The organism is Phycisphaerae bacterium, assembly GCA_019636475.1.
Classification (GTDB): domain Bacteria; phylum Planctomycetota; class Phycisphaerae; order UBA1845; family UTPLA1; genus JADJRI01.
This window is the reverse complement of sequence record JAHBXN010000003.1, coordinates 116,373-133,676: the sequence shown is the minus strand read 5'-3', so window position 1 is coordinate 133,676 and position 17,304 is coordinate 116,373. Positions and strand designations below refer to the sequence as shown.

The following is a 17,304-nucleotide window of genomic DNA, read 5'->3' as shown; positions in this document are numbered from 1 at the left end:
GCACCGGTTTACAACTCATGAAAAACGTCGTAACGACAACATTGCCTGCCGATTCCCGCAACGCTGTCAACATCCGCATCCTGTCCGGGCAATGAATCCCATTAACATCAGGCGCCCTCGTCGCCCTCCTCGTTCCTCGGTTTGCCCAGCTCCCAGAATAGCGCGTCATTCTGATCCTTATTACAATGCTCGGCGGCAAACTTCGCACAGTCCTCATCCAGTTGACCGCCGTAGAATTCGACGCCTCGCGCACAGCTGGTTGTGTACTTGCGAAGATCCGCCTGGTCATCCGCCGACATATTGCCCTGCCTGCCGGCTTGATCCACGATCAACCGAAACATGTGCTCAAATTCCTTGGCCAACTCGGAAGGAGCGGTCTCGTTGCAATCGCGCTGCAACACCATGACGGCCCATCGCCTCAGATCAACATACGCATTCTTCTCAACGCGAAGATAGCAACGAATTAATTCCTGCCGGCGGCGAGGTACCGACTTCAGGTCCATGAAATCATGCCGAAGCTTCTTTGCGGCCCGCACTGTCGGCAGTCGATCCTTAAGGATGTCTTCGAGCCTGTAGTATTCGACCGCTGCCTTCGTATCGGCATCCATTTTCGGCTTCAGACCGGCCATGCGTGCTTCGATCGGATCGCTGATCCACTTTGGATCGGCGTCAGGCGGCAGATGAAAGAAGGTATTAACCAGTCCGTCCCAGCACTCGGGTGCGAAACGATGCGAAGTCATCAACTGATAGTATTCGGCCGCCTTGGATTGCGCAGCCGGATCGCCGAGATCCGCCACAATGCCCAGCGCGTTGAGCGAGCGCAGGAAGGCCATGAGATCGCGCTCCTGCCGGGCAAGTATTTTCTGTATCTGTGGCGCATGAGTGCGACGATCGAAAAATCGCATCAACTCGCCGATCTGCCCGACATGACGCTGCTTGAGCTTTTCAGGGTCCGACAGCGCGTCGTTCAGAAAATCATCAACCTGGTCCGGATGGGCGCGTTTCGGCAGGCGTGTTGGTGCATCCATCTCGGCACCGAGCGCAAAACGGCGCAAAAGGGAAAGGGCTTCATCCTTGGGGAGGTATCCATTGGGCGGTTTGGGCAGCATCTGCAAGTCTCCCTTTGTTTCTACAAACCGCTTCCGGGCGCCGGTTTCAGTTTGCGCAACGGGCCAAGCGTCGAGGCCGACAACGTGAGAAATCGCTCAACCGGCGTCGCCTGCCCGGCCCCTCCCAACGTGGCCTCCTCCGCCTCGATATCCGATGCACCGATCTTCACAATATTGAATTTTACGGTCAGCGGGCGGTCAGACATGCGTTTGTGGATGAAATCCGGCTCTCGATTGAATGCGGACATCCACTCCGAGTACGCCAGGTTGGTGTTGTTGTCGTATTGATTGCCAAACAAGTCCGATTCGTTTGCGTCCGTGAGTGTCGTATGGAAGGCATCCAGTAACACATGTCCCGCTTCATGCGTAAGAACAGTGCGGGCATCCACGCCCCCGGCATCGACGAAGACGCACATGGAGCATTCTGTCAGCGGCCGGATGCGCTCGGCAATTCCCCGGTATGGCAACATCGCCTTTCCAAGAAGAGGCAGCCGCGTGAAACCGCCCACAACTAGGACACCGAGGTGGTTGCCACCTTCGTTGAAATTCTTGCAGACGGCTCGAAAGTCGATACTGCCGACGATCTGAGCCGGCCCCGCCGGAGTCGAAGGATCGGTGTATTGTGCCACATTGTCCTTAACGGACATGGTATCGAATCCACCGCTATGGCTGAGCTTCTGGTCCGTGTCGGTGGAAGTCGCCGAGAGCACGGTCGCGAGCGAATCATCCGGATTGAAGCAAAGAATGTCGCAGGAACCGAAATCATCGCCCGAGCTCGAAATCGGCTTGTTTGGTGAGACGCGGCATTTGACACCGACGGCCCGCAATGCCGTGGCCAGCTTGTTACCGGTTTCCACCGGCTTTTTCTTCTTGTCCGTCGAAATCGTGGCCGTGACGTCACCCGAGGCCAGTCGGACCTTGACCTCCATTGTGCCACCGCCGCTCGATTTCGCGGCGTGATAGTCGGAAACGACGATCATGTTCTTCGGTTCCGGCACGTCGCGAATCGCGCCGCCCACAAGCTGTACTCCGATATTCGCCTGAGCGAGTGTCAGGCGCATGTTCTCGAAGATCATCTTGTTCATCCGGGCATCGTCGATGCCGGAGGTTGCCGCCCCACCGACTCGCACGAGGTTGACGCGTATGACTTTCTCATTCTTTCCCACGTCCGCAAGCGAGAAGGTCACACAGTGGCCGGCCGGGTCGGCATGTTCACACGCGGGCTCAGGCTGATGAGCCATCACGCGCAGGTCGAGCACCTCGATCCGGTTATCCGCCGTCACGTGCTGAACCACCAGTGTCTGCTTCGAGACATCACGGCCGCCGTCAGCAGTCGGCGTCGTTCGGCCATGAGGCCGCTTGGCGGTCTGATCCTGCGTGTCGACGACCAGCCGCAGATAGTGGGATCGGTACCACGGCGAATCGGCCTCGACCTGGCGACAAATCACATCGACGAGCTTCGTGCCCGCTTCCGTCATGTCATTCCATTGGGTGATCTTGAGATCCGCATCGAGCACGGGTCTTTGTGACTGAAGCGTGATCTTGACCTCATTTTCACCGCGGGCCGCCGCCATCGGATCGAAAACCTGGACCTTGAAATGGTCGGGATCAGCGCTGGCGGCGGTCGAGTGCCCGAAGAATCTCTCGCTTCGCCAGTCGGCGGTTGTGAATCCGGTGCCCTGGCGAGTCGGGACATAGTTGCTGACGGCCAATTCTCGTTGAATATCGCTCAGTGCCTGTTCAGGCTTCGCCCGATTGTTGTCCTGAATGATGAAGATCCGCTTTTTGCGACCCAACCGCTGAAAACGATGTCGCATTTCGGTCTGACCGGGCTCCTGCTTTTCGGTAAGCTCCGGTATGTTCACCTGGTCGCCGGCCTTCACCTGCCGGCTCGCTAGGTGCGTATTGTGCGCGCGGAACTTCGTGCAGTTCTTGAAGCCGTTGTCGACCGCAATGCTGCAGAGCGTATCGCCGTCTTTCGCTCGAATGCTCCGAGCCACCGCCATAACCGTGTCACCTCCAATTTAACAGCCACAGGTTCCGGTCTACGGGTGTTTGATCCACGCGTCGGAATCCAACCGCGGGAATTTGATCTGGCAGTTCCCGGGCTGAATGCTGCTGATTCGCGCACGCCCATTGGCGTCGGTCACACCTTCGCGTTTTTTGCCATCGGGCGTGATGATTTCGTACCGCTCGCCCGCGACCGGACGTTCGGCTTCGTCCACCAGTTCGATTTCGATCCAGGACGTCTCGACGGGAGTCGGTTGCTCCGGTTCGAAGGGTTCGCCCGGCACGTCAGGTAGACTGGGCTGCACCGGTGGCGTCACACCTGGAGCGGTATATCGCGTGTCTTTGCCGGGGTTGGACTTATCGGCGGCCGTGGGATCCTCCGCCGCAGTCGGACTCATGCCGGAAGCGCTGGCTGGCGAGACAGCAGGACCGGACCCGCTGTTGATATAGACCATTGATCCGACAATGTGTACGCCGCTGGAACTCAGCGTGATGCTGCTGCCGCCCGACTTGATCTCAATTCCACCCGGGGCATCGAGCAGAATCTTGTCAGCGGCGACCTCGAGCGTGCCGGTCACTTCCATCTTGTGGTCGGCGCCGAACAGATCCATCGCCGAATCTTTGACGTAGACCGACCTCGTACCCTGCACTTCGATCGCCTGAAGCCCCTGGATTGCGCGATGTTCTTCGCCTTCAACCCAGGTGTACAGGTGCTCTTTGATATGAACGTGCTTCGACTTGTTGACGAATTCGCGGAGTTCGTCCCCGACTCGCAGATGGTATGCGCCGCCCACGGTGTGGAAGTGGCTCGCCTTGACGCGCAGGTCCATTTGTCGCTGCGCCTGAATGAACAACTGCTCCTTGTCCTTGAGGTCCTCAAAGCGTATTTCATTGCATCCGCCACCGCCCTTGCTGGTGTGCGTCTTGATGACACTCCGCGTCTTATGATCGGGCAGCGCGTACGGAGGCATGTGGTCTTTGTTGAATACTCGGCCGACGATGACCGGATAGTCTGGATTACCCTCCAGAAAGTCGACGATGACCTCCTGCCCGACACGCGGAATAAACATCATTCCGTACTGGCCACCGGCCGCGCCCTGACTGACGCGAATCCAGCAGGATGAATCCGCCCCAAACCGCTTCGCCTCACCGCCCTCGAAGCCCATCGTGTCCCAGTGAAACTGGACTTTGACGCGGCCGTACTCGTCGCAGTGAATCTCCTCGCTCTCCGGACCGACAACCCGCGCTGTCTGAGCGCCGCGAACGATGGGCCAGGGTGTAATGCGCGGCGGGCGGAACTCCACCGTTGCGGGAATGCACTCAAACCGGCATTGATAGAGCGATGACTCGAAGTCCACGATGGCTGTCATCGCGATCTCCGAGAGCAGATTCGGCGGTGACAGAAATTCCAGTGGATTGGCGCCCTGTGCCATCGCTACGGTCGCGGATTCTCGAACCACCTGGCCGCCATGATAGAGCCATGCGGAAAGGCCGCGGTTGGCCGTCGGATCACCGGCGTTGATCTTGCCGGCGATCATCAGCAAACCTTCGGCCAGTTCCCTGACGGCCGGAATCTCGTGCGTTCGGGCGGCGACGAGCGCTTCGTGGATTCGCACATTCAGCGCGCCGCCCCGTTCGCCAGCGCCTGACGTCGTGCGGGTGATCGCCTGCTTTCCTTGGTGGGATACTGTCGTGACGAGGTATTTCTGATTCATCGCGACCGAAGGATGTTCGGTCAGTTCAAACGTGCGCCCCGGAGCGATCCGCCGCGAATTGCTGAGTCCGTTCCCGGAGATCCGGCTGCACTCAAACTCTTCCGCGCGAAGCTTCGCGAGGCTGGTGCCGCGTGCCTGTGCAAAGTAGACGCCTGGAGAATCGGCGAAGGCGAGGCCCGCATCGCGTCCGCTGGATGCGTTAACATCGAGGCCGAGCTGCGGATTCTTGAAATCAAAATCCGTGAGCGAGACCGCCCCGGGACGGACCGTCTGTCCGAGTCGGAATCGCCAGATGTGCTCGACCTCCACATTCATGCCGGCGGCGCTTCGATAGGCCAGCTTCGCCTCGCCGGTGATCGGTAGGTAGTCATTCGCCTTTTCGCACAGCATCAGGACAGGCTTGTCCTTCGTCTGATCGAAGTACCACCAGATGCCCTCTTCCTCCATCAGACGACAGATGAAGTTGAAATCCGTCTCGCGGTATTGGACGCAATATTCGCGTTCCGGGTAGGTCTTGGCCAACTTCGACATGTCGAAGTGGTCAGCCGGGATACCGCCGCCGGTCAGCACTTCGTTGATGATTGTCTTGACATCCTTGTTCTGGAAAATTCGCGAGCAGTAGCGATGCGTGAGCAGCCAGAGATTGGGCACCAGTTCGGCACGATAGTAAGTCATGTCCACGGTTTCGCCGGTGAGCTCGAATCGGCTGACGACGCCGTGGAAATATCGCTCTCCCTCGGATGTTGCAATACTCAGCGCGGCCGACTTGCCGACGATGTTGGCAAGGGCCCAGCCTTCCTGCTGCGATGCGAGTTCAATCTCAAATCGATAAAGCTGACTGATGCCCTCGGTCCCGCGATAGCGCGTCACCAGGAAATCATCAGAATTGCCCCCGTGCAAACGGAAAGCGATCTGGGCCTTGCTGTAGTCTCTTACGATCGCCATCGCCCTAGCTCCTCATTCACGTCGTATTCCGGCTCTCCGTCGGCCCTTCTGGGTGCGGCGACAGAATCCATTTCTCCCGGATCGTGACACCGCGGGTGTTGGTCAACGCCCTGTCCAGAGCGGCCGCGATTTCAGGCGACACACTCATAAACGCAATTTCCGGTGCAAAACCCTTTTCAGTTTTTCATCCGCCGGCCCGCTCCACCAGCTAGTTTGAAAAACTGTACGTGAAGTCGCCTGCTTCACTAACCCCCATCGTCACTGATTTCGGCATGGACTCCTCAGACATCTTTGCCAGAATCTCCCGCGAGAAGGCCGGCAGCACTTCACGATTAAGGGCGTGGTCGATCTGTCGAGCGCCGATGTCCACCTGCTTGCACCGTGCAGCAATCGCGGCGTAGACGCTTTCGTCCACGTTCATCGCCATATTGTGTGTCGTGGCAAGCCGCTTCACGACCTTTCGAAGTTTCATCTTCGAAATATTCTTCAGGATCTCCTCACCCAGGGTGAAGAACGGAATGACCGTCATGCGGGCGACGAGCGCGGGTTTGAAATGATTCCGCAGATGCGGATAGATCGCTTCCCGAAGCTCATCAACAGCGACCTGCTCCCCGGATTCACACATCTGCTGAATCACGTCCGTGCCCAGATTGCTCGTCAGGAAGATGACCGTGTTCTTGAAGTCGATGATTCGGCCTTCACCGTCGGCGAGTTGTCCCTTGTCGAAGACCTGGTAGAAGAGGTTCATGACGTCCGGGTGCGCTTTCTCCACTTCATCGAGCAGCACGACCGAGTAGGGATGCTGGCGCACCGCTTCAGTCAGGACGCCGCCCTCTCCATAGCCGACATATCCCGGCGGAGAGCCCTTCAACTGCGAAACGGTGTGCGCCTCCATGAACTCCGACATGTTGATCACGGTCAGGAAGCGTTCCCCGCCGAAGAACAAATCGGCGATGGACATTGCCAGTTCCGTCTTACCGACGCCGCTGGGCCCAACGCAGAGAAATACTCCGAGAGGCTGATTGGGGTCGCCAAGACCCGACTTGGAAATGCGCAGTTTTTCCGCGACGATCGTAAGAGCGTGATCCTGCCCGACAACGCGACCCTTCAGCCGATCCTCCATCTGGAGGGATGCAGCGATTTCATCCTTCACCATGCTGCCGACCGGAATGCCGGTCCAATCCGAGACCACCGCTGCGACTGACCCCGCGTCCACATGCGGATAAAGCAGCGCGCTTTCGCCCTGAATTTTCTTCAGTGCGGCCAATGCTTGGTCAATTTCGGCGCGAATCGCCGTCTCTTCGGCGGATGGCGCCGCCTTCACCTTTGACTTCTTGGCCGCTTTTCCAGCCTTGGATGATTTGCTGTCTTCGGCCGGTGCCGCGTCGGTCGCGTCGCTCTGGCCATCGCCGTTTTCTGATGAGACGCTGCCGGTGAACTCCCGGAGTTTTGCGCGAAGCTCCCTCACGCGCTCAACCGCGGCCAATTCCTCATGCCAGCGCTTCTCGAGCGCTTCGCGCTCCTGAATCAATGACTCGCGCGTCGCCTCCATTTCCGCAAGCACCGTTTCGTCAATTTTGGTACCGCCGGCATGATCGCGATGAATGGCCGTGATCGCCGTCTCGAGATGGCTCAACCGTCGGTCAACGTCCTCGAGCACGGCCGGCTTTGTGCTCAGACCCACCGCAACCCGAGCGGCGGCCGTATCCAGCAAGTCAACCGCCTTGTCCGGCAGAAAACGGCCGCTGATGTAACGTTTCGAGATTTCCACGGCGGCGCGAACAGCTTCGTCGAGCAGCGTGACCTTGTGGTGCTTCTCATACTTGTCCTTAAGGCCGCGCAACATGACGATGGCGGACTCGACGTCGGGTTCGTCGCACCGAACCAGTTGGAACCGCCGCTCCAGTGCGGCATCCTTCTCGAAGTATTTCTTGTATTCCGCCCAGGTTGTCGCGGCGACCGTTCGAAGCTCACCACGGGCCAGTGCCGGCTTGAGCAGGTTTGCAGCGTCGCTGCCGCCGGCTGTTCCGCCCGCGCCGATCAGCGTATGGGCCTCGTCGATGAAGGTGATCACCGGCTGGCTGCTGCTCTTGATTTCCTTGATGACATTTTTCAGTCGGTTTTCGAATTCACCTTTGACGCCGGCTCCCGCCTGAAGCAAGCCCAGATCCAGTGAGATCAGCTTCACACCCTTGAGTGTCGGCGGCACGTCACCCTCGGTAATTCGAAGGGCGAGGCCTTCGACGATTGCCGTCTTGCCGGTGCCCGGTTCGCCGACGAGAATCGGGTTGTTCTTCCGACGCCGCGCGAAGATATCGATCATTTGTCGAATCTCGGCATCACGACCAAAAACCGGATCGATCTCGCCTGCTGCCGCCTTAGCCGTCAAATCGATCGTGAATTGATCGAGGGCGCTGCCGCCCGGCGCTGCGCGTCCGCCCGCGGGGGCGCCTTCCGCACCCGCTGCCCCGCCGGGCTGCTCCGAGGAGCCCAGCACGATCTCATGAAAATGATCGCGCAGTTGGTCTACATCGATGCGTTCCAGTTCGGGTGTAAATTCGTTCGCCTTCAGATGCTGCGGATTCAGCACAAACGCCAGAATCAGAAGCCCGGTCCGAATCCGATCGAAGCCGAATTCGTCTGCCATGACAGCCGCCGATTGAAATACCTCCAGCAGCTTCGGAGAGATGACCGGCTTCCCGGCATGTCCCGTCGGAAGTTGATCGAGCGCCCGTTGAATGGCTCTTCGGAGCGTGGCCCGATCCACCTTGAATGTTTCGAATATCTGCTGGACGTCGCCGGTCATTTCGTCAAGCAAGCGGAGCATGAAATGATCGGGCGTGATTTCGAACTGTGAGCGAGAGCCGCACACGCTCATCGCGCCCTGCATGTGGCGCACGCAGTTTTCGTCGAATCGACTGAGCAGACTGCGAAAATCTGTTCCGGTTGTTTGCGTGGACATCGTCTTCTTATCCCACTCTCCGGCCTGCGCCGGGCGTCACATGAACGCGATCGGCTGCGCCACTGCCGTCCGCGTGCGAGGTCTGTGTCGAACGCGCGGCAGAGGGGGTTCCTCGCTGCGCACCAAACCGAGATGCGGCGCACGACAACTCGGTGAATGAAACGGATGTTTCGGGTACGTCTTTTGTGCGGACCCAACTGGTCAGACCCAGCCGGCCCGATGTGCCGTCGGACGACAGCCGCGTCTCAGGCACTTCGCCCGCTTTCAGGCGAATTTCAATTGTGTATGACAGCGGGTCCGCCGCAAAGAACTTCACCAGTGCTCGAGTTTGAGCGTGGGCGTCCCCATCCGGGAGAAACCACTGGTAGGTCTGCCAGTCGACAGGGCCGATCTGAACATTGAACGCCCCGCTCAGGTCATACACCCGCTCACCGGCGATCATGTCTTCGCCAAGCCGGCAATTTGCCAGGCCCATCGTGTTCAAGTCCTCGAACGGTACGGGGACCCAACGCCCGACATGTTGATCGACGCGGATCGGAAGCATCCCCTCCCAGTAATCTGACAAAATTCCTTCGAGCGACACGGCCGATCGAGGATGCTGCGTCAGGATGCCGGCATATCTCAACAACCGAAGCGGCGGAACGCCGAGTGCAGCCACATCCGCATCGACCGATACGCCAATCAGCCACAGAAGATATCGAGTCAGCACGTCTCGCTCGCGCATGCCAAATGACATGTCATAGCGATACTTAGTCCACGCGCGATAATAGAAGGATATCAATCGATGATTGAACAGGTCCAGAAAATCGCGAGCCGCGTCCGCAGAAGCCTGCCGGGATTGATCCGCGAGGCTTCGACCTGCCGCGATTCCATCTGATTTGGCACCATCGCCATCTTTCGATCTTGGTGATTCCGTCTCCTTCGAGGATACGGGAATGTCGCCTTCCTGCACTTCAGACGTTCGGAACATCTGAACAGCATAATGAACGGGCAAGGGGCTGGACACACCATACAGCCCAAGGAACGTCACCTCGGCCCTGAAAACGGGAAGGCTGGATAAGTCCACCGGCAATGCTTTGATACGACGGATATCTGTCGATGGAAAACTCACAGTCACGTGTGGACGAAAGCGGATCAACTCTCTCGAAACCGGTCCGCGGCCGCCCACCGGCATACAGTCTCCAAAACTGCGCTCCAGAAGCCAGACCGCGCGAAAGAAATCGAACTCCCAGGGCTGCTGCATGAGCCGTTGGAAGAGAGGATGGCTCTCCAGTCGGGCCAATTTATCGCTGTCAACCGTCAACTTATGACCTCATCGCGCCTCGGCCGGAGTCGCCTGATCGCCCCAGCGCGCCGGGAACGAATGTCGATGCCCAGATCGTGAAAACCGAACATTGAGCTGGCTGAATGAATTGAGGGTGACATACAGCCCGATGAACCGGTCCACGATCTGGCTGAACAGGAACGCATCGCCTTCGCCGGCGAAATGATCTTCGTGCAACTCCAGATCAACCTGCAAACCGCGGATCGGTGCGCCACGGACCATCCGCTCTCTGAAGCCCGATTTGAATGCCTTGATTCCATCAAGCATGCGCTGATGGGACATCGCAGCCTGCGCATCATGCGCGGATTGAAAGTCGTAAACGCTTAACAACTGTCGAAATCGCTCGGCATTGGTGAGCGACACATAGTTGAGCGACATGTGCGAGATCAGCCGCCAGTGAAGCTCGCGTCCCATCGGCGGCGCGATTGTCGATGTCGGTTTGATGATGTTGCGGAAACGCATCCCGGCCGGGGACGAATCCGTCGGCTCGCAGATGTCATCCGCACGCAGCGCGTTTGGTAGTTCGCGATTCGTGCAGGTGAGTTCAATGGAAATTGTCTCATCACCAGGGATGTCGCGCGTCGAAACGTCCGACACAAAGGATATATATGTGTCAGTGCCCTGTCGCGAATCGCCGGTCACCACGTTCGGCACGCGGTGCGTGTGATAGTAGCTTGCCGAGCGGCCGTCCGCGGACGACATGTGATTGAACGAAAAGAACGGGCGGAATTCGTGCGATTCGCGTTGATCAGTCTGCACCAGACCGCAAACCTGGTCCGTCGAATAGACCTCCGCGTGGCGACGATCCGCAATGCCTGTGCGGGCCGGTTGCACCAGGTATTGATCGCGGTCGTTTCGCATTCGGATCGGCTCGGCCGCATGAGAGAACAGGTTCACAAGTGGCGCGCAATGCAAGCGAAGATTCTCTCGCGACACCATCGGATACGTATCGAATCGGCGATTGAATGTGAAGGAGATTTCGGCCTGATGTTCCAAATCCAGCCGTTGTACCGCCCGATCCAGGCCGCGAAGATCGAAAAAGAGAAATCGCTCCTTGAAGGCGAAATACTCCTGAATCAGCCGGTATCCGACAAATGAATGCGGCGGAAAATCCAGAACCCCGTCAGATCGATCCAGCCCCGCGGCCGCCACGCTGGTCGCCGGAAGGATCTCCTCGCGACGATCATGCCGCGACGAACCATCGCTCACCGTGACATGATCGAGATGGCCGAGCAGCAGAAGATAAAGTGCGAATGCCGTTCGTGGCTCGCCGGTCAGGTGAAAGCGAACCGAGTCCAGATTCAGATCCGTCAGTGAAACCTTGGGAGAGGATTCCATTCGCAGGATGAGTCGGACGGGCTTGGCGGCCGCGGTTTCAAGTGCCGCGTCGCGGATGATCCACGGACGAACCGGAACATCCCACGGGCAGCGGAATCGGCAACGTGTCCCGTCGACCGGAATGCTGGCATATTCCGCACCCGCCGGCACGATCTGGGGCGCTTGCATGCCGTCAAGTTCCGGCAGCAACTCAATGACCGTCATCGACGGGATCGGCCGCAGGTAATGCGGCCACAACATCGACATCAGGTCGGCGGTGAATTCGGGTAATTCGTCATCGAGTTTCTGCCGAATGCGGCCGCAAAGAAAGGCGACGCCTTCGAGCAGACGCTCGACATCGGGATCCGCGCCGCGGTCTGTAAGCATCCGGGCGATCTGCGGATGGACTTTTGCGAATTCGGGACCAACTTCCCGAAGATACTGGAGCTCGTCCTGATAGTAGGTGTTTTTCACGATCAGGCTCTTGTCCGCTCCGTGGACCGTCGGGGGAATCCGACGATCAGCCCTCAATCTCAAAGCGACCGGACGAACGGACCGCGGTATCGTACCACACCCGGTGTTCGCCCGATTTGGAAACGAGATTCGCCTCGACCCGAAAGACTTTCTTCGTCTGCGTGCTCTCGCCTTCGCGCAGCGAGACGCGCACATTTCGCAGTCGCGGTTCGTAACGTTCAATGGTCTCGCGAATGCCGTCGAGCAGTCGCCGGAGATAGTCCGCGGAGCCGACGGTAATGTCAGTCAGGGCGGGGAGACCGTAGTCCGGACTGGCCTCGCACATCCCTTCCCGAGAATTCAGAAGCCGACCGAGGTTCCCGCGAACCGACTCGAGCATCTCCTCAAGATTCTCAATTGTGGTTCCGGTTTGAGCCGTGCGAACCCCACCGCCGATCTCGGAAAGTCGTTCGAGTAGCGTTCGCTCGCGTCCCATGCAGCCCTCGACCCAATGCGATAATTGCCCGCCCGCGTTCCGCGATCGATCAGCACAAACTCGAAGCCGGCTGACGGCCGGACTGGCCCATCCGGCGCAGCCGCCGCGTACGCATTGAGCATACGCGGCGGTGCGGGCCGGCATATCGGGAGTGTGTCGCTCAATCTCGCGCGACAATTACATATGCGGTGATCGCCATTCGTCCATTTCGACAACGCTGTCCGGCATCCAGTTCCACTCGATCTTCTCATAAACAAAGCTGTACTGCACCATGTGGCGATACGGCTCGTTCGCAGGAACGAAGGACATCGGCATGTACGGACGAATGTCCACGACTCGGGCGTTCGTCAGTGTGATCGAGTAGTACTTCTGTTCAGCCCGGGTCTTCGGATCGATCCTATAGAAATCCAGGACAACAGAAGCCAGGTTCTGGGCCGTGCAGAGGGCCTTGTGCAAGCCGGGAGTTGCCTTGTCAATCTGGCAAACGACGCGCAGCGGGCTGTGGACGCGGACGCCCGTCGGCATGCCGTCTTCTTCGCGAACCGGTGCGTGAACGTAATGCTCGATCTCAAACACGTCGATCGTGTTTTCCCGCTGGGCCTTCTCAGATGAGCCGGGATATTCAGCGATTTTCAAATTACACGGGGTTGGCATTTCTCAATCTCCCTCAAGTGTGGGTGCCAGTCGCCGGAAACACCACGCGCGGTCCCGGCCCGTCTGCACTGACTCGTTTCAATGATCCAGTCCGTACTTCCCGCGACAAGCAGGCAATGCTCCGGACCGGCTGATCCTGCCGGAGGTGAACCTCTCTTCCGACATAACAAAGATAGCCGTCATCGCACATTAGGAGACGTAAAAAAAGCGACGATGGCTTGGTATTTTCTCTGAGAAATGGAGCAGTTTGTTTTTTCTGCTCCATTTCGCTCTGGACGCTTCGACAACCCGGGATCCAGAATCAAGCCGGCGGCGGGTCGAATTGACCAACCATCGATAGCTGAATCTCCACACCCTTGAGCTTGAAGTGCGGGATCATCTGAACCTCGGACTTGAACATGCCCGGCTTGCCGGGGATCGGCGTGGCCGTCACCTGAATCTCCTTCAGCGGATACTTGGACGCCAATTCGTCGTCCAGCGAACCCTGGCGGCAATACTGTTTCAGCCATGTTTCGATCTCGTTGGTCATCTTCTGGGCATCCATCACGCGGCCCATGTTTTCGCGCCAGATGACCTTCAGGAAGTGGGCGATGCGGCATTGAATCATAAGATACGGCAATGCGGAACCGAGTCGGAAGCGAGTTTCGTCTTCCTTACCCTCGGCCGTGTCCGGAAACTTTGGCACGCGGCGAACCGAGGGCGCATCGAAGAAGGCGGCATTATCACTGCCTTTTCGCATGACCAACGGTGTGAAGCCGAAGTTGCACAGATCGACGTCCATATCCTCGGAGATCAGCGTTTCCGTCGGAATCTTCGTCTGAACCTGGCCGGTCGCCTCGTATTGATGCAGCGGAAGATTCGGGACCGCTCCGCCGCTGTTTGGACCGACCATGTTGCTGTACCAGCCGTACTTCGCAAAGCTCTCGGTCATGCGGCCGGCGAGTGCGAATGCCGCGTTGCCCCAGAGATACCGGTCGTGATGTTCGGCCCGAACATCTTCTTCGAAAGTGAAGTCCTTCACGTCCTGATCTTCAATGGTGTAAGGTTTGCGGAGCAGATATCGCGGCATCGCCAGGCTGATGTACCGAGCATCATCGGAATCGCGGAAGGAATTCCACTTCGTGTACTGAGGCTGCTCGAAGATTTCGTACATCTCGGCCATTCGCGGAAGACCGACGAAAGAGTTCTCCTTCTTGCCGAACATTGTGGGGCCGACAGCCGCTGAGAATGGACACTTGGCAACCGCGGCGACACGGGCGATCTCCGACAGCAGTTCCACGTCGGGATTCTTGTTATCAAATTCGAAGTTGCCGACCATCATGCCGTACGGCTTGCCGCCGAACGTGTTGTATTGGTCGCGGTACACCGTTTTGAACAGGCCGGACTTCTGCCAGTCCTTGCAGTCCTGAAAGTCCTCGAGAAGGTCGTTCTTCGACGCGTTCAACAGCTCAATCCGGATATTCTGGCGGAACTCCGTGTTGTCGATGAGGTACCAGAGACTTCGCCATGCCGACTCGAGCTTCTGGAATTCAGCGTTGTGCAGCACCTCGTTGATCTGCGAGCTGAGCTGAGCATCGATCTCGGCAATGAAGTCATCCACGACCTGCTTGTTGATCGTGAGCTTGCTCAGATCGAGTCCGGCCGCCTTCTGGACGATCCCGGCCAGGCCCTTTCGATAAAGGTCCTGATACTCATGATCAAGATCCAGTTGGTCAATCAGTGCGTCAACGGCCGTGGTATCGACCGTTTGTGCCGCGCCGGCGGCTTGGGCTTGGGGTGCATCTGCCATCGTCAGTCCTCCGAGATCCGCGAGCGTCAGTGCTCGCAGTGTCAATCTTCATTCGTATCACTCATCGGCTCCGGGCCGATGAACCGCCGGCGAGGTGCCGGTTGATTGCCGCGAACAGTTTTCACTGGCAGCGGGGTCAGCTTGCCGCGCCGCCGGCATCGCCCTCACCTGGCTGGCCGAGCAGCTTCATGATCTGGTCGCGCGTTGCCGGGTCCTTGATCGTTTCCATCAGTTTGGCGACCTTGGCTTTGTCACCCATCACGGGACGCAGCGCTTTGATCGCATCGCGGAGTTCCAGCAGGTTCTTCATCTCGGGAACCTGCCGTGCGATCGACTCGGGGCGGAAGTCCTTCAGTGTGCCGAACTTCAGGGACACCGGCATTTCACCGGAGCCGGCGATTCGGTTGGGCACCGAAAGATCAAGCGACAAATTGAAGCTCTGCATCACGGAATCGAAGTTCGATTTGTTAATATCGAGCGGCTGCCGGGCCTCAATCGGGCGTTTGTCCTGCTTCTGTGTGTAATCGCCCATCACGAGCATTCGAAACGGCAGTTCCGGTTCGGCGCCGCCGCGGAGGCGATCAGAGATCACAATGTTGACGCGCGACTCTCGCGCTTTTGATGGACCTTTTGCCATGTTCGAACTCCCTCAGCGTCTTTCTGTTGAACACTATTTACCACTCGGCTCGACTGCCAGCGCCGCCGACGGGTCCAACTGGCAAAGCCACGCGAAACTCTCACGAACTCCGGGAACCAACTCCGGTGCCGGCTCCTTCATCAGGAGGGCATCTGCCTTGCGAGCCCGATACAAGGTTCGGGCTGCCTCCACCGCGACCATCGGCTCCCATTCATCAATACGATGACGACGCACCTCGTCGCAGCACTCTTCGAGCAAAGGCAAAGCTAACTGTATACGTTGCGCATCGAAACACAATTGGGCAATTTGAAGGCGCCACAAGAATCGATCGCGGCGCTGCGTGCAAGCGGCCAGCCCTTCCTGAAGCGACGCCACCGCTTCTTTTAGTTTACCAGAACCGGCCAGCTTCCGCGCCTCCTCAGATGCGGCTGTCAGCTTCTCATCGCCCGCCCCCGACGACCGCCCCCCGCCGCCGCCGCCGACAGCACTTGCAACCTCCGATTCGATCCACATCTTCGTATCGCCGGAACACAGCGGATTACCGCTCTTAAAGCGAAGTTCAAACAGCCCGCTTCCCATGCGTTTAACCAGCCCGGCAGTCGCTGTCATGACAGCTTGCCGTGCATTTTCGTACATCGGCCCCAGTCCGGCGAGCGCCAGGCAGGTGTACCGCTGTAGGTCCAGCCACAGGGGGTCCTCCGATCGAAACGCGCTCTCTGACGTGGTAAGCAGCAGGTCGAACATCCCGTTGGCAGCTTGATGCTGCAGTGCATCGAGCACGGTCGGCTCAGGCGAAGGGATCTGATACTTCGCTTCTTCTGATGTCGGAAGCTGAATGACCGCCCACTTCACCAGGCGGGTGATCGCAAACGGCAACGGATTATGCGGCTCCGCTTTCCGGATGAAGTTGCAGACGGTCAGCAACGAGCTTTCAGCGGCATTGACGCTTGCGGGTTCCCCGATTGCCGGCATCGCTGCGCCGCCGCCAGTGTCCGCAGACGGCGCGGAAGCGCTGGGCGCCGGAGCGACAGCCTCGGCAGGCTTGGGGCGCTTCGCAGCAAGTTCCTTCAGGCCGCGGGTGAACTTGGCGAAGTCCGGCGGCTCGTCAGGCATCTTCTCGGTGAGGGCAGCCGTCAATTCGCCGATTCGCGTCACACATAGGTCGATCGCATCGAACTCATTCGGCTTGGGAGGATTCTCCTTGAACCACTCCCCATCGATGAAGACCTCAGTCAGTGATTCGATGCGCGCCTTTCGACGGCGCGGTCGCTCCGGAAAGAGACCATCCCAGAAGTTTGTGGTCAGGTCGTTGAGCAGTTTGAGAGTGGCGGCAAGGCCCGCGTATCCGTGCTGCTTGAAGAGGGCATACCCAAGACCGGCAGCGATTTCAATGTCCTTCGATTTCATTCGAAGGACATTCGTTGCGCCCTGAATGACGTTGAACCAGTTGGGTGGCTCTCCGTCAAATCGGCCGATGCGATTCAACTCTGCCTGCACAAGGATGTAGTTCTCGTCGTCGGCGGCATCGACACCGGTTGGCGCGCCGCCACCGATGGGTTCCACGCCCAGGGGTAAGATCGTCGTCTCGTCGAAGCTCGCCATACTGATCGCCTAACATCCCTGTCTGCCATAAGCATGCACACCGCCGCTCGATGCAGTGCCGCCATGGCTTTCAATCAAGTCACGCCACGCCCCTGAGCCGTTGATTTGTGGTGTTCGGTTATCCTCTCTCAACGATTTCCGCAGCGAGACACGTTGTCCAACCCGCATCTGACGATAACTCCCGGCTACAACAAGTCAAGCAAGCCCGCTGAACGTGCGGCCTCAAACCGGTCGCCCGCGACACCCAGCTATACGAATCGCATGCGATCCTTCATTTCATTTGCATGGGTG

At 58.5% G+C, this 17,304-nt stretch carries 11 protein-coding genes; all 11 read right to left on the bottom strand.

Annotated elements, in window-relative coordinates:
- Nucleotides 1-107: 107 nt before the first annotated feature.
- The 11 genes from KF841_06100 to tssA all read right to left on the bottom strand — a co-directional run bounded on the left by KF841_06100 (nt 108) and on the right by tssA (nt 17,013).
- Nucleotides 108-1,109, bottom strand: coding sequence for a hypothetical protein (locus KF841_06100; GenBank protein ID MBX3394921.1), 1,002 nt, complete (start codon nt 1,107-1,109; stop codon nt 108-110).
- Nucleotides 1,110-1,129: 20 nt separating this feature from the next.
- The gene (locus tag KF841_06095) at nt 1,130-3,115 is read right to left on the bottom strand and encodes a hypothetical protein (protein ID MBX3394920.1); all 1,986 of its coding nucleotides are present in this window, start codon (nt 3,113-3,115) and stop codon (nt 1,130-1,132) included.
- Nucleotides 3,116-3,154: 39 nt separating this feature from the next.
- Nucleotides 3,155-4,834 carry a type VI secretion system tip protein VgrG gene (gene tssI / locus KF841_06090; GenBank protein MBX3394919.1) on the bottom strand — a complete coding sequence of 560 codons (1,680 nt, stop codon included), beginning with the start codon at nt 4,832-4,834 and terminating at the stop codon, nt 3,155-3,157.
- 1,153 nt (nt 4,835-5,987) lie between these two features.
- A complete protein-coding gene (gene tssH / locus KF841_06085) occupies nt 5,988-8,741 on the bottom strand; it encodes a type VI secretion system ATPase TssH (protein ID MBX3394918.1) in 2,754 nt (917 codons plus the stop codon).
- A gap of 7 nt (nt 8,742-8,748) precedes the next feature.
- The gene (gene tssG, locus KF841_06080) at nt 8,749-10,044 is read right to left on the bottom strand and encodes a type VI secretion system baseplate subunit TssG (protein ID MBX3394917.1); all 1,296 of its coding nucleotides are present in this window, start codon (nt 10,042-10,044) and stop codon (nt 8,749-8,751) included.
- A 9-nt stretch (nt 10,045-10,053) separates the two neighbouring features.
- Nucleotides 10,054-11,856, bottom strand: a complete 1,803-nt coding sequence (gene tssF, locus KF841_06075) for a type VI secretion system baseplate subunit TssF (GenBank protein ID MBX3394916.1) — start codon at nt 11,854-11,856, stop codon at nt 10,054-10,056.
- Nucleotides 11,857-11,902: 46 nt separating this feature from the next.
- The gene (tssE, locus tag KF841_06070) at nt 11,903-12,331 is read right to left on the bottom strand and encodes a type VI secretion system baseplate subunit TssE (GenBank protein MBX3394915.1); all 429 of its coding nucleotides are present in this window, start codon (nt 12,329-12,331) and stop codon (nt 11,903-11,905) included.
- A 177-nt stretch (nt 12,332-12,508) separates the two neighbouring features.
- On the bottom strand, nt 12,509-12,985 hold the full coding sequence (hcp, locus tag KF841_06065; protein MBX3394914.1) for a type VI secretion system tube protein Hcp: 477 nt from the start codon (nt 12,983-12,985) through the stop codon (nt 12,509-12,511).
- Nucleotides 12,986-13,286: 301 nt separating this feature from the next.
- Nucleotides 13,287-14,774 (bottom strand): type VI secretion system contractile sheath large subunit, encoded by a 1,488-nt coding sequence (gene tssC, locus KF841_06060; GenBank protein ID MBX3394913.1) that lies wholly within the window; start codon nt 14,772-14,774, stop codon nt 13,287-13,289.
- 136 nt (nt 14,775-14,910) lie between these two features.
- Complete coding sequence (tssB, locus tag KF841_06055; GenBank protein MBX3394912.1) at nt 14,911-15,411, bottom strand: type VI secretion system contractile sheath small subunit; 501 nt, start codon at nt 15,409-15,411, stop codon at nt 14,911-14,913.
- 33 nt (nt 15,412-15,444) lie between these two features.
- On the bottom strand, nt 15,445-17,013 hold the full coding sequence (gene tssA, locus KF841_06050; protein ID MBX3394911.1) for a type VI secretion system protein TssA: 1,569 nt from the start codon (nt 17,011-17,013) through the stop codon (nt 15,445-15,447).
- Between the last annotated feature and the right edge of the window lie 291 nt (nt 17,014-17,304).

Excerpts from the sequence above, each read along its gene's own strand:
- KF841_06095 (MBX3394920.1), bottom strand. The coding sequence starts at position 3,115 with ATGGCGGTGGCTCGGAGCATTCGAGCGAAAGACGGCGATACGCTCTGC.
- tssE (MBX3394915.1), bottom strand. The coding sequence starts at position 12,331 with ATGGGACGCGAGCGAACGCTACTCGAACGACTTTCCGAGATCGGCGGT.
- tssB (MBX3394912.1), bottom strand. The coding sequence starts at position 15,411 with ATGGCAAAAGGTCCATCAAAAGCGCGAGAGTCGCGCGTCAACATTGTG.
- tssA (MBX3394911.1), bottom strand. The coding sequence starts at position 17,013 with ATGGCGAGCTTCGACGAGACGACGATCTTACCCCTGGGCGTGGAACCC.
- tssH (MBX3394918.1), bottom strand. The coding sequence starts at position 8,741 with ATGTCCACGCAAACAACCGGAACAGATTTTCGCAGTCTGCTCAGTCGA.
- tssI (MBX3394919.1), bottom strand. The coding sequence starts at position 4,834 with ATGAATCAGAAATACCTCGTCACGACAGTATCCCACCAAGGAAAGCAG.
- hcp (MBX3394914.1), bottom strand. The coding sequence starts at position 12,985 with ATGCCAACCCCGTGTAATTTGAAAATCGCTGAATATCCCGGCTCATCT.
- tssC (MBX3394913.1), bottom strand. The coding sequence starts at position 14,774 with ATGGCAGATGCACCCCAAGCCCAAGCCGCCGGCGCGGCACAAACGGTC.
- KF841_06100 (MBX3394921.1), bottom strand. The coding sequence starts at position 1,109 with ATGCTGCCCAAACCGCCCAATGGATACCTCCCCAAGGATGAAGCCCTT.